This is a genomic window from Parashewanella hymeniacidonis, from assembly GCF_016900895.1.
Taxonomy (GTDB): Bacteria; Pseudomonadota; Gammaproteobacteria; order Enterobacterales; family Shewanellaceae; genus Parashewanella; species Parashewanella hymeniacidonis.
In genome coordinates this window covers 1-18716 of record NZ_JAFEUN010000091.1, presented here as the reverse complement: position 1 = coordinate 18716, position 18716 = coordinate 1, and the positions used below count along the sequence as shown (strand labels likewise).

Annotated in this window: 19 protein-coding genes and 2 pseudogenes; 11 read left to right on the top strand and 10 right to left on the bottom strand. The window is 39.8% G+C overall.

Features of this window, described 5'->3' with window-relative positions; translation table 11 throughout:
- Positions 1–350: pseudogene (locus tag JQC92_RS16395) on the top strand (hypothetical protein); the annotation flags it as partial.
- Positions 351–470: 120 nt separating this feature from the next.
- On the opposite strand, the gene JQC92_RS16390 reads toward JQC92_RS16395, so the two are convergent.
- From JQC92_RS16390 to JQC92_RS16375, 4 genes are all read right to left on the bottom strand, one after another.
- Positions 471–842: a helix-turn-helix transcriptional regulator gene (locus JQC92_RS16390; RefSeq protein WP_205000657.1), complete on the bottom strand. Its 372-nt coding sequence runs from the start codon at positions 840–842 to the stop codon at positions 471–473.
- Positions 842–2185 (bottom strand): type II toxin-antitoxin system HipA family toxin, encoded by a 1344-nt coding sequence (locus tag JQC92_RS16385; protein WP_205000656.1) that lies wholly within the window; start codon positions 2183–2185, stop codon positions 842–844. The genes JQC92_RS16390 and JQC92_RS16385 overlap by 1 nt, the downstream gene beginning before the upstream one ends.
- 168 nt (positions 2186–2353) lie before the next feature.
- Positions 2354–2770: a helix-turn-helix domain-containing protein gene (locus tag JQC92_RS16380; RefSeq protein WP_205000655.1), complete on the bottom strand. Its 417-nt coding sequence runs from the start codon at positions 2768–2770 to the stop codon at positions 2354–2356.
- Between the two features lie 22 nt (positions 2771–2792).
- On the bottom strand, positions 2793–3113 hold the full coding sequence (locus tag JQC92_RS16375) for a type II toxin-antitoxin system HigB family toxin (RefSeq protein WP_205000654.1): 321 nt from the start codon (positions 3111–3113) through the stop codon (positions 2793–2795).
- A 170-nt stretch (positions 3114–3283) separates the two neighbouring features.
- Between JQC92_RS16375 and JQC92_RS16370 the strand changes: the two genes are divergently transcribed.
- The 4 genes from JQC92_RS16370 to JQC92_RS16355 all read left to right on the top strand — a co-directional run bounded on the left by JQC92_RS16370 (position 3284) and on the right by JQC92_RS16355 (position 5756).
- Positions 3284–3691 carry a type II toxin-antitoxin system prevent-host-death family antitoxin gene (locus JQC92_RS16370; protein WP_205000653.1) on the top strand — a complete coding sequence of 136 codons (408 nt, stop codon included), beginning with the start codon at positions 3284–3286 and terminating at the stop codon, positions 3689–3691.
- 18 nt (positions 3692–3709) lie between these two features.
- A complete protein-coding gene (locus tag JQC92_RS16365) occupies positions 3710–4003 on the top strand; it encodes a hypothetical protein (protein WP_205000652.1) in 294 nt (97 codons plus the stop codon).
- A 142-nt stretch (positions 4004–4145) separates the two neighbouring features.
- Positions 4146–4433 (top strand): helix-turn-helix domain-containing protein, encoded by a 288-nt coding sequence (locus tag JQC92_RS16360; RefSeq protein WP_205000651.1) that lies wholly within the window; start codon positions 4146–4148, stop codon positions 4431–4433.
- Positions 4434–4436: 3 nt separating this feature from the next.
- A complete protein-coding gene (locus JQC92_RS16355) occupies positions 4437–5756 on the top strand; it encodes a type II toxin-antitoxin system HipA family toxin (protein ID WP_205000650.1) in 1320 nt (439 codons plus the stop codon).
- A gap of 266 nt (positions 5757–6022) precedes the next feature.
- On the opposite strand, the gene JQC92_RS16350 is transcribed toward JQC92_RS16355, so the two are convergent.
- The 3 genes from JQC92_RS16350 to JQC92_RS16340 form a co-directional block, all read right to left on the bottom strand.
- A complete protein-coding gene (locus JQC92_RS16350) occupies positions 6023–6400 on the bottom strand; it encodes a hypothetical protein (protein ID WP_205000649.1) in 378 nt (125 codons plus the stop codon).
- On the bottom strand, positions 6360–8321 hold the full coding sequence (locus JQC92_RS16345; RefSeq protein ID WP_205000648.1) for a TonB-dependent receptor plug domain-containing protein: 1962 nt from the start codon (positions 8319–8321) through the stop codon (positions 6360–6362). The genes JQC92_RS16350 and JQC92_RS16345 overlap by 41 nt, the downstream gene beginning before the upstream one ends.
- Positions 8322–8564: 243 nt before the next feature.
- Entirely contained in the window at positions 8565–8951 is a 387-nt protein-coding gene (locus JQC92_RS16340; protein ID WP_205000647.1) for a hypothetical protein, read from the bottom strand.
- Positions 8952–9163: 212 nt separating this feature from the next.
- Here JQC92_RS16340 and betI point away from each other — a divergent pair, with 212 nt between their 5' ends.
- From betI to JQC92_RS16310, 6 genes are all read left to right on the top strand, one after another.
- On the top strand, positions 9164–9745 hold the full coding sequence (gene betI, locus JQC92_RS16335) for a transcriptional regulator BetI (protein WP_129946822.1): 582 nt from the start codon (positions 9164–9166) through the stop codon (positions 9743–9745).
- A gap of 17 nt (positions 9746–9762) precedes the next feature.
- On the top strand, positions 9763–11223 hold the full coding sequence (gene betB / locus JQC92_RS16330) for a betaine-aldehyde dehydrogenase (protein ID WP_205000646.1): 1461 nt from the start codon (positions 9763–9765) through the stop codon (positions 11221–11223).
- 10 nt (positions 11224–11233) lie between these two features.
- The gene (betA, locus tag JQC92_RS16325) at positions 11234–12922 is read left to right on the top strand and encodes a choline dehydrogenase (RefSeq protein WP_205000645.1); all 1689 of its coding nucleotides are present in this window, start codon (positions 11234–11236) and stop codon (positions 12920–12922) included.
- A gap of 474 nt (positions 12923–13396) precedes the next feature.
- Positions 13397–14614 (top strand): BCCT family transporter, encoded by a 1218-nt coding sequence (locus JQC92_RS16320; protein ID WP_205000644.1) that lies wholly within the window; start codon positions 13397–13399, stop codon positions 14612–14614.
- Between the two features lie 81 nt (positions 14615–14695).
- A complete protein-coding gene (locus tag JQC92_RS16315) occupies positions 14696–15403 on the top strand; it encodes a TorF family putative porin (RefSeq protein ID WP_205000643.1) in 708 nt (235 codons plus the stop codon).
- 162 nt (positions 15404–15565) lie between these two features.
- Positions 15566–16048: a MarR family winged helix-turn-helix transcriptional regulator gene (locus tag JQC92_RS16310; RefSeq protein ID WP_205000642.1), complete on the top strand. Its 483-nt coding sequence runs from the start codon at positions 15566–15568 to the stop codon at positions 16046–16048.
- A gap of 104 nt (positions 16049–16152) precedes the next feature.
- On the opposite strand, the pseudogene JQC92_RS16305 reads toward JQC92_RS16310, so the two are convergent.
- The 3 genes and pseudogenes from JQC92_RS16305 to JQC92_RS22945 form a co-directional block, all read right to left on the bottom strand.
- Positions 16153–17437: pseudogene (locus JQC92_RS16305) on the bottom strand (alkaline phosphatase PhoX).
- 144 nt (positions 17438–17581) lie between these two features.
- The gene (locus tag JQC92_RS16300) at positions 17582–17824 is read right to left on the bottom strand and encodes a hypothetical protein (protein ID WP_205000641.1); all 243 of its coding nucleotides are present in this window, start codon (positions 17822–17824) and stop codon (positions 17582–17584) included.
- Between the two features lie 91 nt (positions 17825–17915).
- A complete protein-coding gene (locus JQC92_RS22945) occupies positions 17916–18470 on the bottom strand; it encodes a prepilin-type N-terminal cleavage/methylation domain-containing protein (RefSeq protein ID WP_276315813.1) in 555 nt (184 codons plus the stop codon).
- Positions 18471–18716 lie beyond the last annotated feature (246 nt).

Below are 18716 nucleotides of genomic sequence, written 5' to 3'. Positions count from 1 at the left end.
ATAAGCCTGATGTCGTTGAAGTTATCAAGCTTGATAAGCGTAAACTTCCTAAAGGCAACTACAAAGAAGTGGGCGTTGAAAAACGTCAAGTATTTGATATCGAATTCAAAACCGTCGTCACTGCATATCAAGCACAAATCTTAGAAAACGAACAAGGTAAACGATACACTGCAAGCTTTCCAAAGAAAATCACACAGGCGGCGCAATACGGAGAAAGTGTCAAAGCCCATGCCGTATATTTATTGTTTTATGAGGTTTTAAAGGTAAATGGCGACAGCTCTGTGACCATTATGTGGACATTAAAAAGAAAAAAGACCCAGCTCGATGAGCTAAGTCTTTGTTTTATTTAGTGGCGGGGACAGCTGAATTTGTTTCGCATTTAACTGATTTATAAGGCTGTATTTTAGTTTGAGTTTTATCAGAAATACGGCTTGGAATACTAAACAAAAATTTGAAAGCCGTTTTCGACCTTAATCAAAATCTTGTTTAGTAAAAATCGCCGCTAACAAGTGAGTTGATTGTGGCACTAACCCAACTTTCAAACCAAAAGGTTTAAACACTTTGTTGATCACATCAGCGGTATAATTGCCACGATCATTTTCAATCTCAGAAATGGTTTTTCTTGAGACTTTTACCAACTTGGCATAAGCATCTTGTTTTAAGCCTATTATGTCCATTCGCAAGATTTTTAAAGCTTGACCTTGGGTGAGTTCAGACGTTACCACTTTAAAGATGATTTCACGTATTTTTTGGTTTCTCTCAAAATTACTCACACCTTTGGTTGTTTTAGAGGTGCGTTTCCTGCTTGGGAGGTTCAGTTCTTTTTGATCAACTTCTTCCATTAGCGTAGCCCCCAACGTGTCAATTTTTCTGAGATAAAATCAAATCCAATACTTGGCATTAAAAGAATTTGTTCTGGTATGCCCCTATGCTCAAGACGAGATTTTAGCTCAACAAGTTGATCTGCTGTTTTCTTTAATGAACCGAGTAATTCATCTTTATTAACTACATCAGATAACGAGTTAGCTATGGCGACGAAATCATATTCTCCTCCAATTTCTAATGGGTTCCCCCAAATGGTTGTTCTAGCAACACCTTCAGGATCGGCTTTCATCGGGGCAAAATCATAAATCGGTGCTAATCGTATTTCACCTTGATAACGAATAAATGAAGTGTTTCTACCATGGTTATCACTATTGCCAAAAATAATATTAAGTAAATCTCTGGTTACCCATTCGATAATAAACGCTTGTTGATCAAACTTGAAATCTTGCTCATTTACCATATGAGATTTATTGATTTTGTTTATCAACTTTCGAATAACCTCGCCATGATAAAGTGTTGTGCCAGCTCCCTTATCAAGCATTGAGTAAACTGATTCCATTCCCAAGTGCTGAATGCCATTTTTGGTATTTCTTACATCAAACCTTGGTAACCAAATTGATGGATACTTTAAGCCTTCTTCAAGCCGTATGTTATCGGTGGCAATGGTATCAAAGCCCATAGCTTCAAGTTCATGGTAAAAGTGATACTCTGCTCGCAAAATATTACAGTCAATTTCCGCTCGTGAGCCTCTGGGATATTTCACCAAGTAATGAATATCTTGGCTGGTTAAATCGTCTTGGTAGGTATCAATCCAAATTTGCTGTTGCGTATTACAGCGTAAAAGTAACTTTGGAGCTTCACCGCCAGCACCCGTTGCTCCGCCTGCTGCTGCACCTTTTTGTTGAGCGTAATCTAAGAAGTCACCTGCACGATTATTAACATCTTCGATGGTAAAGAATAAGTTTTCAGCTAACGGGTTTCTTTCAGGTAAAGACTCTTTAATACGTAAATTACCTACAGGTGACATTGTGCCATTTTTTAATAACAGGTAATTTTGCTCATCAGTAGGGATACCTTCTAAGCCGAGATATTTCATCCAGTAGCGTCTGCTGGCTCCACTGGGCATAATGTCATCAATAAAGCGAGGCCACGCTTTATTTTCGTTATCAAAAAATAATGCCACTGGATAATTGATAGAAACAGCGTGTTCGTCATCTTTATCTATGAGTTCAATAACATAATCTTCATTGTAGTTGAGTTCAGCTACATCGAATCTGTTTTTATTGCCATAAGGAAAGATGATATGTCCAACATCTTTCCATTGCTTGTCTAAAAAAGCCTGTAAAGTAAGATGCTTCATGTTTCTACTTAATTTGAATTATCAATGAGCTTTATATTACTCATAAAATTCGTTTATTCCAAGTTATGTAACCAATATGACTCACAATGCTGTGTTTTAACTTTTTATGTAACGTAAATTACTCATAAATAAAAAAGCTGATTAAAGAATTCATTTAACTATTAATTCTCAAATAAACATCGCTTTATCAATTCCAAATCGTAAAGATAAGGCTTTAATATGGCTAAGCGTTAATGAGCGCTCACCGCTTAGTATCATCGATACGAGAGACTTGCCCCCAATTTCATTTTTAAAATCACTATAAGTTAATTGATGTTGATCAATGATGACTCTTAACATAGCAATGGCTGGGTCAATGGCGTCGATATCTTTTTTAAATTCTTTAAATTCGTCAGCTTCTTCTTCGTACTTATGAAGAACAGGGAGCAACAGTTCAATCAAGGTATGATTTTTTTCATAATCTTCTACAAGTTCATCAGCAAGCTCCATGAGCTCGTCATATTGATCTCGACTTTGAATCCCTGCAATCCAAGGTAACGCAATAAAAGCGTTGTTAGCAGCTGTCACCATTTCATGTAAGTTCATAATATACCTCGACGTATTTCGATTACTTCTTTTTGCTCTTTGAGCTGTGTTCATCAACAATTTTGTCATATTCGGCATGAGTACAAATATGCCTAACATAGAAGTGCCCGTCACCAAAAAAAGTGATAAAAGCAATTAACCTGAGTTTTTTCCCACCAAGATCTATTACATACCATTTATCTACGTACTTAAAGTTATCGAGGCTCGGGGATATCTTTTTTAATTCTTCTGGATTATTAGGCTTACTTTTGTCCAGCACCTTGTAAGTATCATCAATAGTTTTTGTATATTTTGGATGCAGAACTTTTGCTGTTTCAAAAGCTTCTTTTTTTACTACGTGCATGATCTATTTTGCGTTCACATTATGTGAACATTCTAGGAAGTTGTAGGAGGTTATGCAAGGTAGAAATATTAATGAAAATTCACTTACTAAATGTTTGCCGTGTTTATTTGCTCCTAGCTATTAAGCAGGGCATGATAACTTTCCTGTGCTCTCCCCAAATTTGTGAAGTTATGAGCAAAAAAATTCTTACCGAAATGACATTCGACATCACTGACTTTCAAGATAACCCCTTAAAAGTCATTGAAAGCGCCAAAGATGAGCCTGTCTGTATTTCAGTTGCTGGCGAACCTTCATTCTACTGTGTCCCTGCTGATTTATTTGAGCAGAAGCGAGAGAGCTTAACAAAGCTAGAGCAATTAATTACTGAAGGTGAAAACAGCGGTGATGATCAAGAATGGGATTTTGACAAGTTCACTCAGATAATGAAGGGCTTTAAAAATGAACGGTTAATACAAAAGCGGTTAGATGCTCTTAATGAATTATCAGCGCTGGATCAGGAGCTAGGGCTTTATGAACTTGATGTAGAAAGAGAGCCTGAAAAAGGGAGTTCGATAATAAATGTGCTTCGTGAAACGTAACCATTCACCAGCCCCGTATTGACTTTTGGAATAAATGGTGAAACACCCTTAAAAGTGATACTTGCATCACAAAACAGCGGCACCCTTGCGGTTATGAATGTCAATAAACGGGAATTTGAAATTGTCAATACCCCTCTGGTGAATGCTTACCGTGAAACCGCTGATGATCTAGTCGAAAGTGGATTATTGAGTAAAGATTCTGAGCTTATGAAGTCTATCGAAGAATGTGAACAAGACCTTAAAAATGGTGATTACAAAGAAATTGATGATGTTGAAAAACATGTCGATGAACTTTTAAAACGAGAAGATTAAATATCCCGCAATAATCTTTACTCAATTCTGAAATGTAAACATTTTACTTTTGTTAAAATGACTAAGTAGATACAAATATGTCTATTTTATTATTTTTAAACTATAGTGGCTACTATTGTGTCTATTTTTCTTTGGTGAAGCAATGAATTTGTCATTATTAATTGAAGGTGATGTTCAACAAGCTTTTGCAAGTTACTTGCGTGAGCAGCGAAAGACCGCAAAGCTTTCTCGTGAAGCATTAGCGCAGAGGAGTACTGTGCCCGCATCAACGATTAAAAAGTTTGAGCTAACAGGGCAAATCTCGTTCAGGCAATTATTATTACTTTGGCAAAGTCTTGATGATCTGGATCGGCTCTATAAATTAACGCAGCAGAATAAAAATAAAGTAGTTCCGACTTCTATTGAAGAGGTATTAGACAGTGGGTTTTAAAAAATGAACTTTAAGCCTATTAATCGTTTAGAAGTACGGCGCAAGCTTAGCACTGGGCAAGAATTACTTGTTGGTACGCTTGCACAAAACAGGCAAGGGGTGTTTTTTCAATATGACCAGAATTATTTGTCAGAGCAAACCAACTTGTCACCTTTTGTAATGCAACACGATCACACATTGCAGCAAGCTCCGATGAAACCTCATAATGGTTTACATGGTGTATTCGCTGATGCATTACCTGACGGTTGGGGATTGCTGCTACAAGATAGAGTGTTTCGCCAAAATGGGATTATGCCAGCGCAAGTTACGGCGATGGATCGGTTAGCGTTTGTCGGCAGTACGGCAATGGGCGCATTGAAATTTAGCCCGGTATCTGAATATGGGGTTAATCATCAAAATGAAATTGATATACAGACTCTTGGGTTTGAAGCTCAAGCATTTTTTGATAAAGAGTTTGATAAAGAGTTTGATGGGCAAACCGATGATGTATTAGCAGCACTTGTTGCAGCTGGGAGTTCTGGCGGCGCAAGACCAAAAGCCCAAGTTTATTTTGAAAACGGCGACACAAAGCATTGCAGTACACAAGTTCAATCTCATGAAAACAATGAAGCATGGTTAGTTAAATTCACCTCTAAAAACCTATCATTAGGGCATGAAGAAGGTTTGTGTGAAGCGGCTTATTTAACACTTGCTGAAGATGCTGGGTTGCAGCCACCACAATGGCAATTACTTGATGCACCGAAAAAGTCAGGTGCTCGCCAATGGTTAGCATTAAAACGATTCGATTGCGTAAATCAGGCAAATAGCACAAGTGGACGACTGCACATGCACAGTGCATGCGGATTGTTAAATGCAGATTTTCGAGTGCCAAGCTTGGATTATGAAGACTTAATAAAAGCCAGTCGAATATTGTGCAAGTCACCAGCAGCAGGGCAAATGCAATTTAAACGAGCGATGTTTAATTTGTTCAGTTGCAACCAAGACGACCACAGTAAAAACTGGGCATTCTTACAAGCTGATAACGGCGAATGGAATTTAGCACCTTTTTACGATGTCACTTTCAGCCCACACCCATTTGGTGAACAATCCACATCGTTTGCAGGTTTCGGTAAAAATCCACCTCTACAATCCATTCAAAAGTTGGCATCAACAGCCAGTTTCGCTAATTGGTCAAAAGCAAAACAAGTGGTAGAAGAAGTAGTCAGTGAAATACAATCATTCAGTCAAGTAGCTAAAGAGCTAGGTGTAAAAGCTGAGACGATTCGATTAATCCAAAAACAGTTAGATGCAACTTGGCAGGCCAATAAAATTCTGGCTAAGTGAACACATCGATTTTTAGCCTATGGGAAAGCGAGAGAAAGTTAAATCTACTCCATTTTCTGATTTTGTTCGAAATAATACACCAGAAGCCGAGATCACAACAACTATGGCAAATAGATCACAGCAAATCTCGGTCAATTTAGTTTCACTGTCGCTTTATGTCAATTATCTAATATAATCGGCTACAGTATCAATGTCTCCAGCGTATTGCTTTTCTTCAAAGCAGCCGCAAGCCTACGTAATTAAACGCATTAAGTCTTAGCGAGGCTTCACGATTTTTTAATCGGGATATCAAAGGCATCAGGGTCGGTTACCAAAGCCAATAATTCCTCCCACGTTTTAAATATCACAATCTTTATAATTGAGCGCAGTTGTTCCCACATATGCTGCTTTGAACGATTGCGTTTACGACACGCTTGATACGCAGTATCAGTTAATTCGAAAATCTGATGAAAATAAAAGGCGAGCAATATTAGCAGGTAAACATTAAAACTCAGGTTTTCTTTGCCGTGACCATAATTATGGTTGATGTTATAGCCTTGATTCTTCAAGGTATTAAAGCACTCATTTTCAATTTTCCATCGACAACGTCCCGCTTTTGCGAGTTTAAAACTTAAAACGAATACCTCCATTGACCGTAAAGCCATCGTTTCGAGACCAGATATCCGTCGTCCAACGCCCGCTTGGTGCTTGAGTTGGCAGCAGTAATGAATCCTCTTTTGTTTGACGAACATTCAACAGATTTTCTGCGTTCAGGAATAGGCTAATTCGACCAACGGTAATTTGGCCTAACAGCCCTAAGTGCCAGTAGGCATCGCTTTTTTCTCGGTACGGATTATTTTCTAAATGCTGTGTCCCTGTGTAATATGCTTCAAACCCTAATAGGTGGCTGCCATGCTCTTCCCACATCACCACAAGGCCTGCAGAGTGTTCTGGCGTAAGTGTTAAAGGAACTCGGTTGCTATTGTTATTGCCCAACTTTGTAGCATCGGTATACAAGTAACTGCCTGTAAACTTAATGTCATTCCAACGATAGCGCAGCAATAACTCTGCCCCACGAATCTTGCTTTCATCCTCTGCATTTACGATTCGAACTGTTTTATTTGATGAATTATTTGTTACTTGATCTAACTCTGTCACGTTTTCAACGTCAGAAGAAAACAAAGTCACGCTCGTTTCTAAGTCCCCAGTAATATAACTGATGTCCACCGATGCCGTTGTCGCTTGCTCAGCTTCTAAGTCTTCAAGTGGCAATAAACGAGACAACCCTACTTCATCTATATCTTCAATAAATGGTGTTGGCGCATAATAACCTTTGCCATAAGCTCCTCTTAACGTCCAGTTACTCGGTTGGTATAGAACTGAAACACGAGGACTAACTTGGGTACCATATTCACTGTGCCAATCTGTTCGTGCACTGAGTGATGCCGAAACTTCGTCGCTCACTTCATAATCCAGCTGTGAAAATATACCCGGTGCTTTATAGGAATAATTAAACTCTGAGAACGTATCGGAGTCGAAAGATTCTTGCTGAAAAGCTGCGCCGATTAACCAAGACATGTCGTCTGAATAGTCAGAGTAACTGGATTCAATTAAATAACTCTTGTGGTTATCGTCTTCAAAAACATCACCATATTGGTGTTCATGGTTTTGTAGCATAGAAGCACCACGCATGTTCAGACTCGCTGATTCTGTCAACGAACGATCATAAACAAAGCCTAAATCACTTCTTATCGTATCTTGATTCTGTTGAAATGAACGACCATCGCTTAAAGTCGCATTATCCGATGTTCCACCACGGCGCTGCTCTTTCATCACTCCCAGTGTTACGTAAAGGTTGTCACCATCTTCACCCTGCCAATATAGACGAGGTCTTATACTGCCTCTCTCGTAACCTGCTAAGTCAATCCAACCATCATTATCCAAGTCTTGTGTACTCTGGCGGTGAATACCTGCCGTAACTGAACCACTTAATTCGTCCGTTAACGGTGCGGCAAAATAAGACGTCACATCTTGACCATCTTTTGAGGTCAAGTTAACGAGCACTTCTCCTTCAAACTCATCAGAAGGTGTGCGTGAGATTAAGTTAATCACTCCACCCAATGCTGAGCCGCCATAAAGTGATGAAGCAGAACCTTTAATGATCTCTACATTGGCTAAGTCTGTAGGCGGTATTTGCAATAAACCAATAGAAGCAGTTTGAGCACCGTAGAGTGGTAAGCCATCACTTAATAACTGAGTGTAGCGACCATATAAACCCTGTAGACGAATATTCGCACTCCCCAAAGCGGGAGAAGTTGTTTGTACACGCACACCGCCTGTTTCAGCAACAAGCATAGAAATATTACCGGGGCGCATGAGCGCTTTTTCTTGTATTTCTTCGCCGTTAATAATTTCAGTTCTCGTGGCAGACTCTGTGACTACTCGGCCTAAACGCGAAGCGCTGACTTGAATGGTTTCGACAGACGATTCATCGTGCTCATGATGGTATTCATGATTGTCACTCGCATACGCAAACGATGGTAGCAACAGCACTGCTGCTACTTTATTTTTTGATTTAAAAAGCATGGTTATCTCACAACTTATTTACACTCAATTTAAGAGTGCTCTAAAAAGAAAACTAGGTGTGCACATATAAGTACCCATACAAATGAAACCACACATTCTGATTCACTATCTGAGCACACTACTGCGTTTCAGCTCAGGTTACATAAAGTGGCTATGCGCCCTTCGCCGCGCCTTGTATTGCACTCAACTATCAAACCAGAATTATTCGATTACATTTGAATGAGTACTTAGGTGCATTAACTCTTATGAGGTAACTCTTGGAGGGCGATAATGGGAATTGGAAATAAACATTGGGCTTTCTGATTGCTGGTCAAAGACAGACTCAATGGAAAACACGACTTGAGTAGAACGAACATTAGCAGTGACAGAGGCAAACGGTGAGCAGGCATTTGCAATGCAAATACAGTTTGAATCGCAGCAATCAACATCACAGCAATTGTCTTTGTTTTCAGCCGTATGCCGCTCGACAGTTTGACCACGTTCTTTTGAATGCGTTTGATCATTGGCTTTAACCGAAAACATTTTTGCAAAATCAACGTTCATCACATCAGTCGTATTTACTGTGCTTTTTTCTAAGTACACAGCAAATATTAATGTGATAACCATGAATGCAAAAAAAGTAATACGCATAAAGTGCTCAATAAATCAGGAACGGGCATTCTAATTGTTTTTGCTGGGGATGTGAACATGTCCAATGAGCAATATTTTTACATTAATGATCACTTTTGAAAGAGAGCGGAACAGGACAAAGATCACATTTAGCTTGATAGTTCGTGTACGAATCATTACCATACATATTAATTGAACGTTCAATCAATCTTTGAGAAAACAAAATTTCAGTTATGCAGCGATGTGAAATAAAAGCAAAAAGAACACAAGATCTCATTGACGCAACACTCATCTCAGTTGATCAACATGGCCTTCATCACACGACCATCAAGACTATCAGCTCGATTGCCGGGATATCGTCAGGACTGATCAGCCATTACTTTGATGGCAAGCAAGGCTTGATTGAAGCTACGCAAAGATACCTGTTGGATAATCTCAAACACGCATTATTGATTAGGGTTCAAAATAAAAAGCTTGAACCGCAACAACGTTTGTTTGCCATTGTTGAAGCTAATTTCACCGATTTGCAATGTTCAAACCCAGCTACAAAGACATGGTTAAGCTTTTGGGCGCAAGCCATGCATGAGCCTCAACTGGCTCGCCTACAAAAAGTTAACAATCAGAGGTTAGTCACTAACCTGCAATATTCCTTCGCTCAGGCTTTAGAAAAAAATGATGCCATTGATGCTGCCAAACAAACCGCAGCGATGATTGATGGTTTTTGGCTTAGAAGTGCCCTTCAAGCCAAGCCGGAAGAAGCCTTTAAAGAAGCTGAGCAATTATGTAAGCGCTATATTTCCGAGCGCCTTCGTTAGATTCCCGGAGAGAATTGATGTCCACCGTTTATCGTAACTATATCCATGGTAAAGCTGTTTCAAATGAAACAGGTGAAGTTTTTGATGTTATTAACCCAGCCACGGGTGAAGTAAGTTACCAAGTTGAAGTTGCTGACGAAAAAGTTCAGCAAGCCGCAATTGAAAGTGCCAAGCAAGGTTTTGCCCAGTGGTCTGCAATGACAGGCATGGAGCGCAGCCGTATTTTATTAAAAGCTGTTGAATTGCTTCGCCAACATAATGATTCGCTTGCTCGTGTTGAAGTCATTGATACGGGGAAACCATGGCAAGAAGCGTCAGTCGTTGACGTAGTAACAGGTGCCGATTCTATTGAGTTTTTCGCAGGTTTAGCCTCAGCGATTGAAGGCTCACAACAAACCGTAGGCGGCGACTTTTATTACACCCGCCGTGAACCGTTAGGCATTTGCGCAGGTATCGGTGCATGGAATTATCCATTGCAAATTGCGTGTTGGAAGTCAGCGCCTGCATTAGCAGCAGGTAACGCAATGATTTTCAAACCATCAGAAGAAACGCCACTGGGTGCAGTTAAGCTTGCTGAAATCTTCACTCAAGCAGGCGTACCAGACGGCGTATTCAACGTTGTACACGGTGATGGTAAAGTGGGCGCTTGGTTAACCACTAATCCTGATATCGCAAAAGTCTCTTTTACTGGTGAAGTGGGCACAGGCCAAAAAGTCATGGCAGCGGCTGCGAGCACATTAAAAGACGTGACCATGGAATTGGGCGGCAAATCTCCGCTTATCGTATTTAATGATGCTGACATTGATAATGCCGTTTCTGCTGCGATGTTGGGTAACTTCTATACCCAAGGTGAAATCTGCACCAATGGTACTCGTGTTTTTGTTCACGAATCAATTTACTCAACCTTTGTTGAGCGTCTAGTACAAAGAACTAACGATAACATCGTGTGTGGCGACCCACTGAATGAAGACACCAACTTTGGTGCGCTTATTTCTAAAGCTCATCAGCAAAAAGCACTTGATTACATTCGTATTGGTGTTGAAGAAGGTGCAGAGCTCCTTAGTGGCGGCAAAGCCTTATCTCCAGACAATGCGCCAAACGGTGCCTTTGTTGCGCCAACCATCTTTGGCAACTGCCAAGACGAGATGACCATCGTTAAAGAAGAGATCTTTGGCCCTGTAATGTCACTGCTTAAATTCAGCGACGAAGCTGAAGTTATCTCTAGAGCCAATGACACCAAATTGGGCTTAGCGGCTGGCGTCTTCACTCAAGACATCACTCGTGCTCACCGTGTTATTCATCAAATTGATGCGGGTATTTGCTGGATTAACGCTTTCGGTGCTTCTCCTGCAGAAATGCCAGTTGGTGGTTACAAAATGTCAGGTATCGGCCGTGAAAACGGGACCGAAACGCTAAAAGCCTATACCCAAATCAAGTCGGTTTATGTGGGTATGGAAAAGCTTGAAAGCCCATTTTAAGGATACCAAGATGACTCAACAACAGCAGTATCATTACATCATTGTTGGTGCAGGCTCAGCGGGTTGCGTACTAGCAAACCGTTTATCTGAAGATCCAAATAATTCCGTGTTGCTATTGGAAACTGGCGGCAGCGATAAGAGTATTTTTATCCAAATGCCAACGGCGCTTTCTATTCCAATGAACACAAAAAAATACGCTTGGCAGTTTGAAACTGAAGCTGAAACTGGCCTTGACAACCGTAAAATGCACTGCCCTCGAGGTAAAGTATTAGGTGGTTCTTCATCCATTAATGGCATGGTTTATGTTCGTGGTCATGCAATGGATTTTGATGAATGGGCCAACCACGGCGCAGCAGGCTGGGATTATCAGCATTGTTTACCTTATTTCAAAAAAGCTGAAACGTGGGCGTTTGATGGTGATGACTACCGTGGTAAGCAAGGTGAGCTTGCCGTTAACAATGGTAACGAGATGAAAAACCCACTTTACCGAGCATTTATCGAAGCGGGTAAAGATGCAGGTTATCTAGAAACTCAAGATTATAACGGCGCTCAACAAGAAGGCTTTGGCCCAATGCATATGACCATTAAAAATGGTGTGCGTTGGTCAACGTCAAATTCCTACCTTCGCCCTGCGATGAAGCGTGCAAATTTGACCGTCATCACTCACGCTTTAGTAAATAAAGTGCTGATTGAAGATAAGCAAGCTAAGGGTGTTGAATATCAACGCAAAGGCAAAACGGTATCAGTTTTTGCAACTAAAGAAGTTGTATTGTCAGCAGGTTCTGTTGGTTCTCCACACATTTTGCAGCTTTCAGGTATTGGCGATAAAAACGTGCTTGAAAATGCAGGTGTCGAAGTGAAGCATCACTTACCGGGTGTCGGCCAGAACTTACAAGATCATTTGGAGTTTTACTTCCAATTTAAATGTAAACAGCCAATTTCATTAAACGGCAAACTGGATCCGTTAAGCAAGCTGGGTATTGGTACTCGCTGGATTTTAAACAAATCTGGCTTAGGTGCGACCAACCACTTTGAATCTTGTGGCTTTATTCGCTCGAAAGCTAATTTAGCGTTCCCTGATTTACAATATCATTTTTTACCAGCAGCAATGCGCTATGACGGTAAAGAAGCGTTTGCTGGTCATGGTTTCCAAGTACATATTGGACATAATAAGCCAAAAAGCCGTGGTGCAGTCACGTTAGTTTCAGCTGATCCTAAGGTGGCGCCAAAAATTCAATTTAACTACCTGACTGAACAAGAAGACATTGAAGGTTTCAGAGCTTGTGTACGTTTGACTCGCGAAATCATCAATCAGCCAGCAATGGATGAATACCGTGGTGAAGAAATTCAGCCTGGCTTAGCGGTTCAGACGGATGAAGAAATTGACACCTTCGTACGTGAATTTGTTGAGTCGGCTTATCATCCATCTTGTTCGTGCAAAATGGGCACCGATGATATGGCAGTAGTTAATCCTGAAACCAAGGTTATTGGCATTGACGGATTACGCGTGGTGGATTCTTCAATCTTCCCGACGATTCCGAACGGTAACTTAAATGCGCCGACGATTATGGTTGCTGAAAAAGCCGCTGATTTTATTTTGGGCAAGACACCTTTAGCTGCGGCCAATGTTGACGTTCGATTAGGAACGGATTGGCAAATAAAGCAACGTGAACAAATGCCTAAGCGGGTCGTAAATTAATTTTTAAATGCCTTTTCTGTTGTTTCCACAAATTGGGAGCAACAGAAAGCATATCAATCGGGTCACAACTGACCTTTATTGAGTTTGGTATAACGCCATTCGTCATAAAAATCGTTGAAACAATCAATAATAACTTTAAGCCTGATTTTACTAAGCATTGGGTAATGACCTCGTCATGTCCAATGTTTACTAAAGTCCTGTTGTTAGAAGGGCCGCCAGCTAAAGCTGCCTGTTGTAAAACAGAGTGTTCTTTGAAGATAAAGTTTATTTGACTGAAGTAATCAGCAGATTACTGCTTGTAAATACTCGTTCAGATGTAATCTGAATCATTCTGGTTTGATAGATGAGCGCATTACGGTGTTCCAGTTCAGATAATGAATCAGAATGTGTGATTTCATTTGCATGAGTACTTAAATACATTAATAAAAATAGGTCTTACATGGATATCAACTTAGCTACATTTGGGGGTCAATAATGACGACTTGGCTTTCAATGGGGATTATTTTCACCTTCGCTTGTATCGCAATCATTTTATTCCGTTGGGGTAATGTGCGCTGCATCGGTGTCACCCCAGCCCGCACTTACACCTTTATCGCAATTTTATTTACTTCAGGCCTAGATGTGGGCTTGATCATGTTCCCGCTGACCGAGTTTGCAGGATACGCTGATTATGCTACGAGTCCTGAATACTCATTTACCAACCCACTCGCTATTGAGTTTGGTTTTTGGGCATTCTTGATCTGGGGCTTTTACTTTTTAACGTGCTTCTACTTTTGTGTGATTGAACCAAGAGTAAAGTTCTTCGAAATCGGTGTAGTCAAGTTCATCAATAACTTAGTCATCATTGGTACTTGTGCATTCACCGCTTATCTATTGCTTATCAACTTACCGTGGTATTTACCTGAAATCGGTGATGGTGAAACCGTTATCGGCAGTTTCTATTTAATCGTGCTTGCCGTCATTGCAGTAGCCGTTTATTCAAGTACTAACATTCAATATGTTCGCTATTTGAGCCTAGGCAGTACTGGCTTGTTCCTTGCGCTGATTGTGTTTATGTGGGCTACGGCATTTTTACCAGCTGACAACACGCTATCTGAATTCGCAACTACCTTTAGTCAAATTGGTGGCTACTTCGGCAACATTCATGAATTCGTGTTACCAATGAATGATTACCATGAGTTCTACCTATTTTGGTGGTTCGCTTGGAGCATCATGATTGGTCAGTTTACCTCTCGTTTCGTTGGCGGCATGAAAGCTTACCAAGTATTAATTGCAATGATGGTATACCCATCAATCCCAATTGCGATTTGGTTTACGATTCTTTACTACTTCAGTGCCAACAGCATTGATACTACAGGCATCATCAACATGGCCATGGTGTTTGTTGGTATTACCTTTGTGATCAACTCACTCGACTCATTGATTCGCTTGTATACCGATAACCTAAACATGACAGTTAAACGCTTCGGTAAACTGAAATACTTTATCGGTAACTTTGCACTGCTGGCTGCACTAACCGCACTCTTTAAACTGGATTTCCTACAAATTCAGTGGGTGGGCGCATTGGCGATTGGCATTTTATTTAGCTGTTTCTGCTTCATTTTAATTAAGCACTTTAAAACAGTTAAAAACATCAATGGTTCTCCTGAAGAGAACACGCTTGATTATTCAAAGCTAACTCACTCGAATTAACCTTATATCAATAAAGATAAATCACTGAGCACCAGCCTTGGCTGGTGCGACAGTACACAAATAATAAAATGGAACATTAAAATGAAAAACACAATTATCGCACTAGGTACCCTTTGCGCCTTGGGTCTATCAACCTCTGTATTCGCTGGTGCGAGCTCTACCATTACCGCCACATCAAACTACAGCTATAACGGTTATAGCCAAACTGAAAATAAAGCAGCTCTTCAAGGCAGCTTAGATTACGGTTGGGATAATGGTATTTATATTGGTACTTTTGCTTCTAACGTTGGCTTTAATGGTTTTGGCACTGATGTAGAGTGGGATGCATACGTTGGTAAATACACTCAACTTAATGATACATTCGGCCTTGACGCTGGTATCTCTGTATATACTTATTACGGTGAAAGTGCAGCTTCTGACTTAAATTATAATGAAGTTTATTCACAGTTAGATATCACTTCAGACATGGGTGTATCCAATATTCGTGCAGCCTATGCATGGGATTATTTTGGTTATGATGTAGAGCATATCGTTGCGACATTGGCGCATACTTTTGAAGTTGCCGATGGCCATAGTTTGAAGCTTACTTATAATTACTCTTATTCATTTGATGAAGCAAAATGGCCTTGGGGTAACAACAACAAATCATACGATCATTTCAAAGTATCATACCTAACTAATTACAAAGGTTTTGACTTTGATATTTCAGCTGAAGATACGTCAATTAATCATCAAGACGAAACTAAAGCACGTGTGATCTTTACTGTTTCTCGTACTTTTAGTTTCTAAATTATTTAGACATAAAACTTGGCTCTTAATATAAGTTGAGAGCCTTTTTGATTCAGTTTTAATCACAATACTATTTCTAAAATATTTTGCTTTACGACACATTAATTTAGCGATATAAATCGTTTATATGGTTAGCAGTACTTCCCTACTCGGATTCTATTGATGGAAAAACACGAAGAGCTCTTCACTTCATTAAGAAAAGTGATCAGAGCCATTGATTTGCATTCAAAGCACTTATCAAAAACCGTTGGTTTAACAGGCCCGCAATTAGTTATTATGCAGCAAATTGGCAGACAGAAAGGCATTCTTGCTCGTCAAGTTGCTCAAAATGTAAACTTAAGCCCTGCAACCGTTACCAGTATTTTAGATCGCCTTGAAGCGAGAGATTTAGTTCATCGAATTAGAAGCAGTGAAGATAAACGTCGTGTCGGATTATTTCTAACTGAAGCTGGCGAAAACCTGCTAATCAAAGCACCGCAGCCATTACAAGATCATTTTATTGAGAAGTTCTCCGCATTGGCAGAATGGGAACAATCTCAACTATTGTCATCGATACAACGTCTAGCAAGCATGATGGACGCTCAAGATTTAGATGCTGCCCCCATTCTTGAAGTGGGTACCTTACAACCAACGGCAGCACAATAGTGCTTCTTTTTATGCGTAGATTACTCTACGCATAAATATAAACTCTTGTAACTTCTTTTTAATTAATAACTTAAAAGAAAACTCAGTTTAACAAGCACAAGTTATCATGCTAAAACCTTATTCCAAGGCCCTTCAATCGCAAGCGTTTTGGTCGGTGAGTACACATTTACAAACATCACTTTTCCGTCTGGAGAGAAGCAAGCACCAGCCATTTCTGTTTGAGTACGCAATCTCGCAAAGCTATAAACATCGCCCTCTGGAGTAACACCTCTTAAATGATTGTCGACAGGATCAACATATTGATCTTCACAAACAATTAAATGCCCTTGAGGCGTAACAGTCAGGTTATCGCCGAAATTATATAAACTTTCATCATCGCTTTCTAAAAACAATTGAACTCGTGCTGCTTTAGTCGCTTTCTTTGGTTGATATCTCATAACTTGTCCTAATTGCTTTTGGCCGCCATTAGTACAACAGAAATACAATTCATCATCAGCCCAGTGTATTCCTTCTCCTCGTGCAAATAATGTTGCTCCAGCTTTGTGACCTCGTATTCTCAAGTCATCATTAGGGCTTTCTGGGTCATCTAAATCTATCCAATCAGCCTCTAACCACTTGCCTAACTTCATAGTCATCTCTGACCAATTACGAGTATCAAATTTTGGCACTCCCTTAACGACCATGGCCTGTAGTTGGCCACTTTTCTCAAGCTGACCGTATACTTTTGGTACGAAACGATAAAACAGGCTGTCACCTGTGTCTTCAGTCAAATAGACAATACCCGTATTCGGGTCTACGCAAGCGGCTTCATGATTTAAGCGTCCCATTGCTTTAAGTGGCTTAGCTTCAACAAAAGTTGTTGCATCAGCAGGAACTTCAAAAATATACCCGTGATCTCTACTTATCTCTCCGTCCGGCAACGCTACCGTTTCCTCACAGGTCAGCCAACTGCCCCAAGGCGTAACACCACCAGAGCAGTTACGAATGGTTCCAAGTAAACTGACGAACTCTTTTTCTACTTGTTTGGTATTGAGATCATAAATAAGTGTCGAAGTCCCCCCCAGGTAAAGCAACATCATTTGTGAAATTGTCATAGCTCAACGGCGTCTTTATTTTTTGAAGTGAAGTCGGCTGATTCTTAAGGTTTTTAGGTTTTAATTCATGATTCCGAATTAATGCTACTTTATTCTCTTTTAGCTGTATGCATCCCATGCCATCGACTTTATCAGCCACATGAAAACCATCAGACATTAATTGACCAAATTCTGATATAACTCGATAGTTGAACCCTTCAGGTAAATCTAGAAGCCCATCAGGATCTGGAATCAATCGTCCATACCCCTTAGATGTATTTAATATTGGGAGGTTATTTGTTTTGCCGGAACCCATCAAACTTGGGTAATAAATTAAGAGGATAAATCTGAGGAGAAAAGCTTTATTTTTGAGATAATAAGTCGACCAAGACAACTATCAAAATAAAATGGTATGATTTTCACCGTCCAAACTACTTTAATCATTTAGTCAGTTATGAGGTTAGTTTTTTTCTGAACTGAATAAACTGAAAACACCTTGAAGGAACATGTTTAGTACACCATTTGTGACATCTTCATTTTGTACACTTCTGTCTTCACGATCACGGCTTTTGTCTTTATTTCGGCTTTCAATACTGCCTTGCATCCCTTCACCAAAACCTTCAACAGCACTTTGTGTTTGTGAACTTGTACAACCGAGCATTCCAAGGGTAAGTAAAATTACGCTATAACGTTTTATCAGCATACCAAACATCCTTTTATTTATTCTTTAACCTTCCTAGGGGGCTTTATTTAGTCCATTTTATTCAGCTTTAGTTCACCATTGTAAATAAAGGTTATCGATTATCAAAAACGCTTACTTGGCCATCACGAGAATCGTAAATAAAACCTAAAGCACCAACATTAGTATTTTCATTGAAGTTCGATTTTATATAATCGTATCGACATTCATAATAAGGATTTGTATTGCCCATTCTATCAGCAACAAATAAAGCATCACCTGAAGGTGTTGTATCGACCAGATATACTATATCTTTCTGAACCATAATTTCGTCCCATATCGTCACGCATCCTTTATCTCCTTTACCAATTGAGTTGGGCTGCGTTCGATTATCATCTTTATCAGTACCTATTGGATAACCAGAGTCATTTGTATCCAAATTTCCATAAGCAGAAAGATCATTCATTGCGCCTGAACCTTTTGTTTCAAGCAACCAAGCTTTATGTGCAATTGAAACAGCACTTTCAAATGCTCCTGCGTAGCCTTCCACCACAGCTTTATCTGCATCGTCAGACAATGATAAAAATTTCGGTAGCGCAATCACGGCCAACACAGCAAGAATAACAATAACAACAACCAACTCGATTAGAGTAAAACCTTTATGCTTCATTTTCATTTTTCTTTTTTCTTTTTTCTTTTTTCTTTTTTCTTTCTAGCGTACTTACACATGAGTAAAATACCCTCCATTCTATCTAGGTTAGCGATTGTAAGAACAATTGAATCAAAAGAAAGTTGGCTCTTCGTCGTTTCATGTGGATTTGAGTAGATCTGATACAGGGCTAGCAATCATAAAGATCATGGTTATAAATGTTCCTGTATTACGGTAGCCTCTGGCTCGTGCTCTGGCCGCTTGAAA

Coding starts and splice junctions, on each gene's coding strand:
- JQC92_RS16380 (WP_205000655.1), bottom strand. CDS start 2,770: ATGAACTTACATGAAATGGTGACAGCTGCTAACAACGCTTTTATTGCG.
- JQC92_RS22945 (WP_276315813.1), bottom strand. CDS start 18,470: ATGAAGCATAAAGGTTTTACTCTAATCGAGTTGGTTGTTGTTATTGTT.
- JQC92_RS16390 (WP_205000657.1), bottom strand. CDS start 842: ATGGAAGAAGTTGATCAAAAAGAACTGAACCTCCCAAGCAGGAAACGC.
- JQC92_RS16340 (WP_205000647.1), bottom strand. CDS start 8,951: ATGCGTATTACTTTTTTTGCATTCATGGTTATCACATTAATATTTGCT.
- betB (WP_205000646.1), top strand. CDS start 9,763: ATGTCCACCGTTTATCGTAACTATATCCATGGTAAAGCTGTTTCAAAT.
- betA (WP_205000645.1), top strand. CDS start 11,234: ATGACTCAACAACAGCAGTATCATTACATCATTGTTGGTGCAGGCTCA.
- JQC92_RS16355 (WP_205000650.1), top strand. CDS start 4,437: ATGAACTTTAAGCCTATTAATCGTTTAGAAGTACGGCGCAAGCTTAGC.
- JQC92_RS16350 (WP_205000649.1), bottom strand. CDS start 6,400: ATGGCTTTACGGTCAATGGAGGTATTCGTTTTAAGTTTTAAACTCGCA.
- JQC92_RS16375 (WP_205000654.1), bottom strand. CDS start 3,113: ATGCACGTAGTAAAAAAAGAAGCTTTTGAAACAGCAAAAGTTCTGCAT.
- JQC92_RS16320 (WP_205000644.1), top strand. CDS start 13,397: ATGACGACTTGGCTTTCAATGGGGATTATTTTCACCTTCGCTTGTATC.
- JQC92_RS16315 (WP_205000643.1), top strand. CDS start 14,696: ATGAAAAACACAATTATCGCACTAGGTACCCTTTGCGCCTTGGGTCTA.
- JQC92_RS16385 (WP_205000656.1), bottom strand. CDS start 2,185: ATGAAGCATCTTACTTTACAGGCTTTTTTAGACAAGCAATGGAAAGAT.
- JQC92_RS16300 (WP_205000641.1), bottom strand. CDS start 17,824: ATGCTGATAAAACGTTATAGCGTAATTTTACTTACCCTTGGAATGCTC.
- JQC92_RS16360 (WP_205000651.1), top strand. CDS start 4,146: ATGAATTTGTCATTATTAATTGAAGGTGATGTTCAACAAGCTTTTGCA.
- JQC92_RS16345 (WP_205000648.1), bottom strand. CDS start 8,321: ATGCTTTTTAAATCAAAAAATAAAGTAGCAGCAGTGCTGTTGCTACCA.
- JQC92_RS16370 (WP_205000653.1), top strand. CDS start 3,284: ATGAGCAAAAAAATTCTTACCGAAATGACATTCGACATCACTGACTTT.
- betI (WP_129946822.1), top strand. CDS start 9,164: ATGCAGCGATGTGAAATAAAAGCAAAAAGAACACAAGATCTCATTGAC.
- JQC92_RS16310 (WP_205000642.1), top strand. CDS start 15,566: ATGGAAAAACACGAAGAGCTCTTCACTTCATTAAGAAAAGTGATCAGA.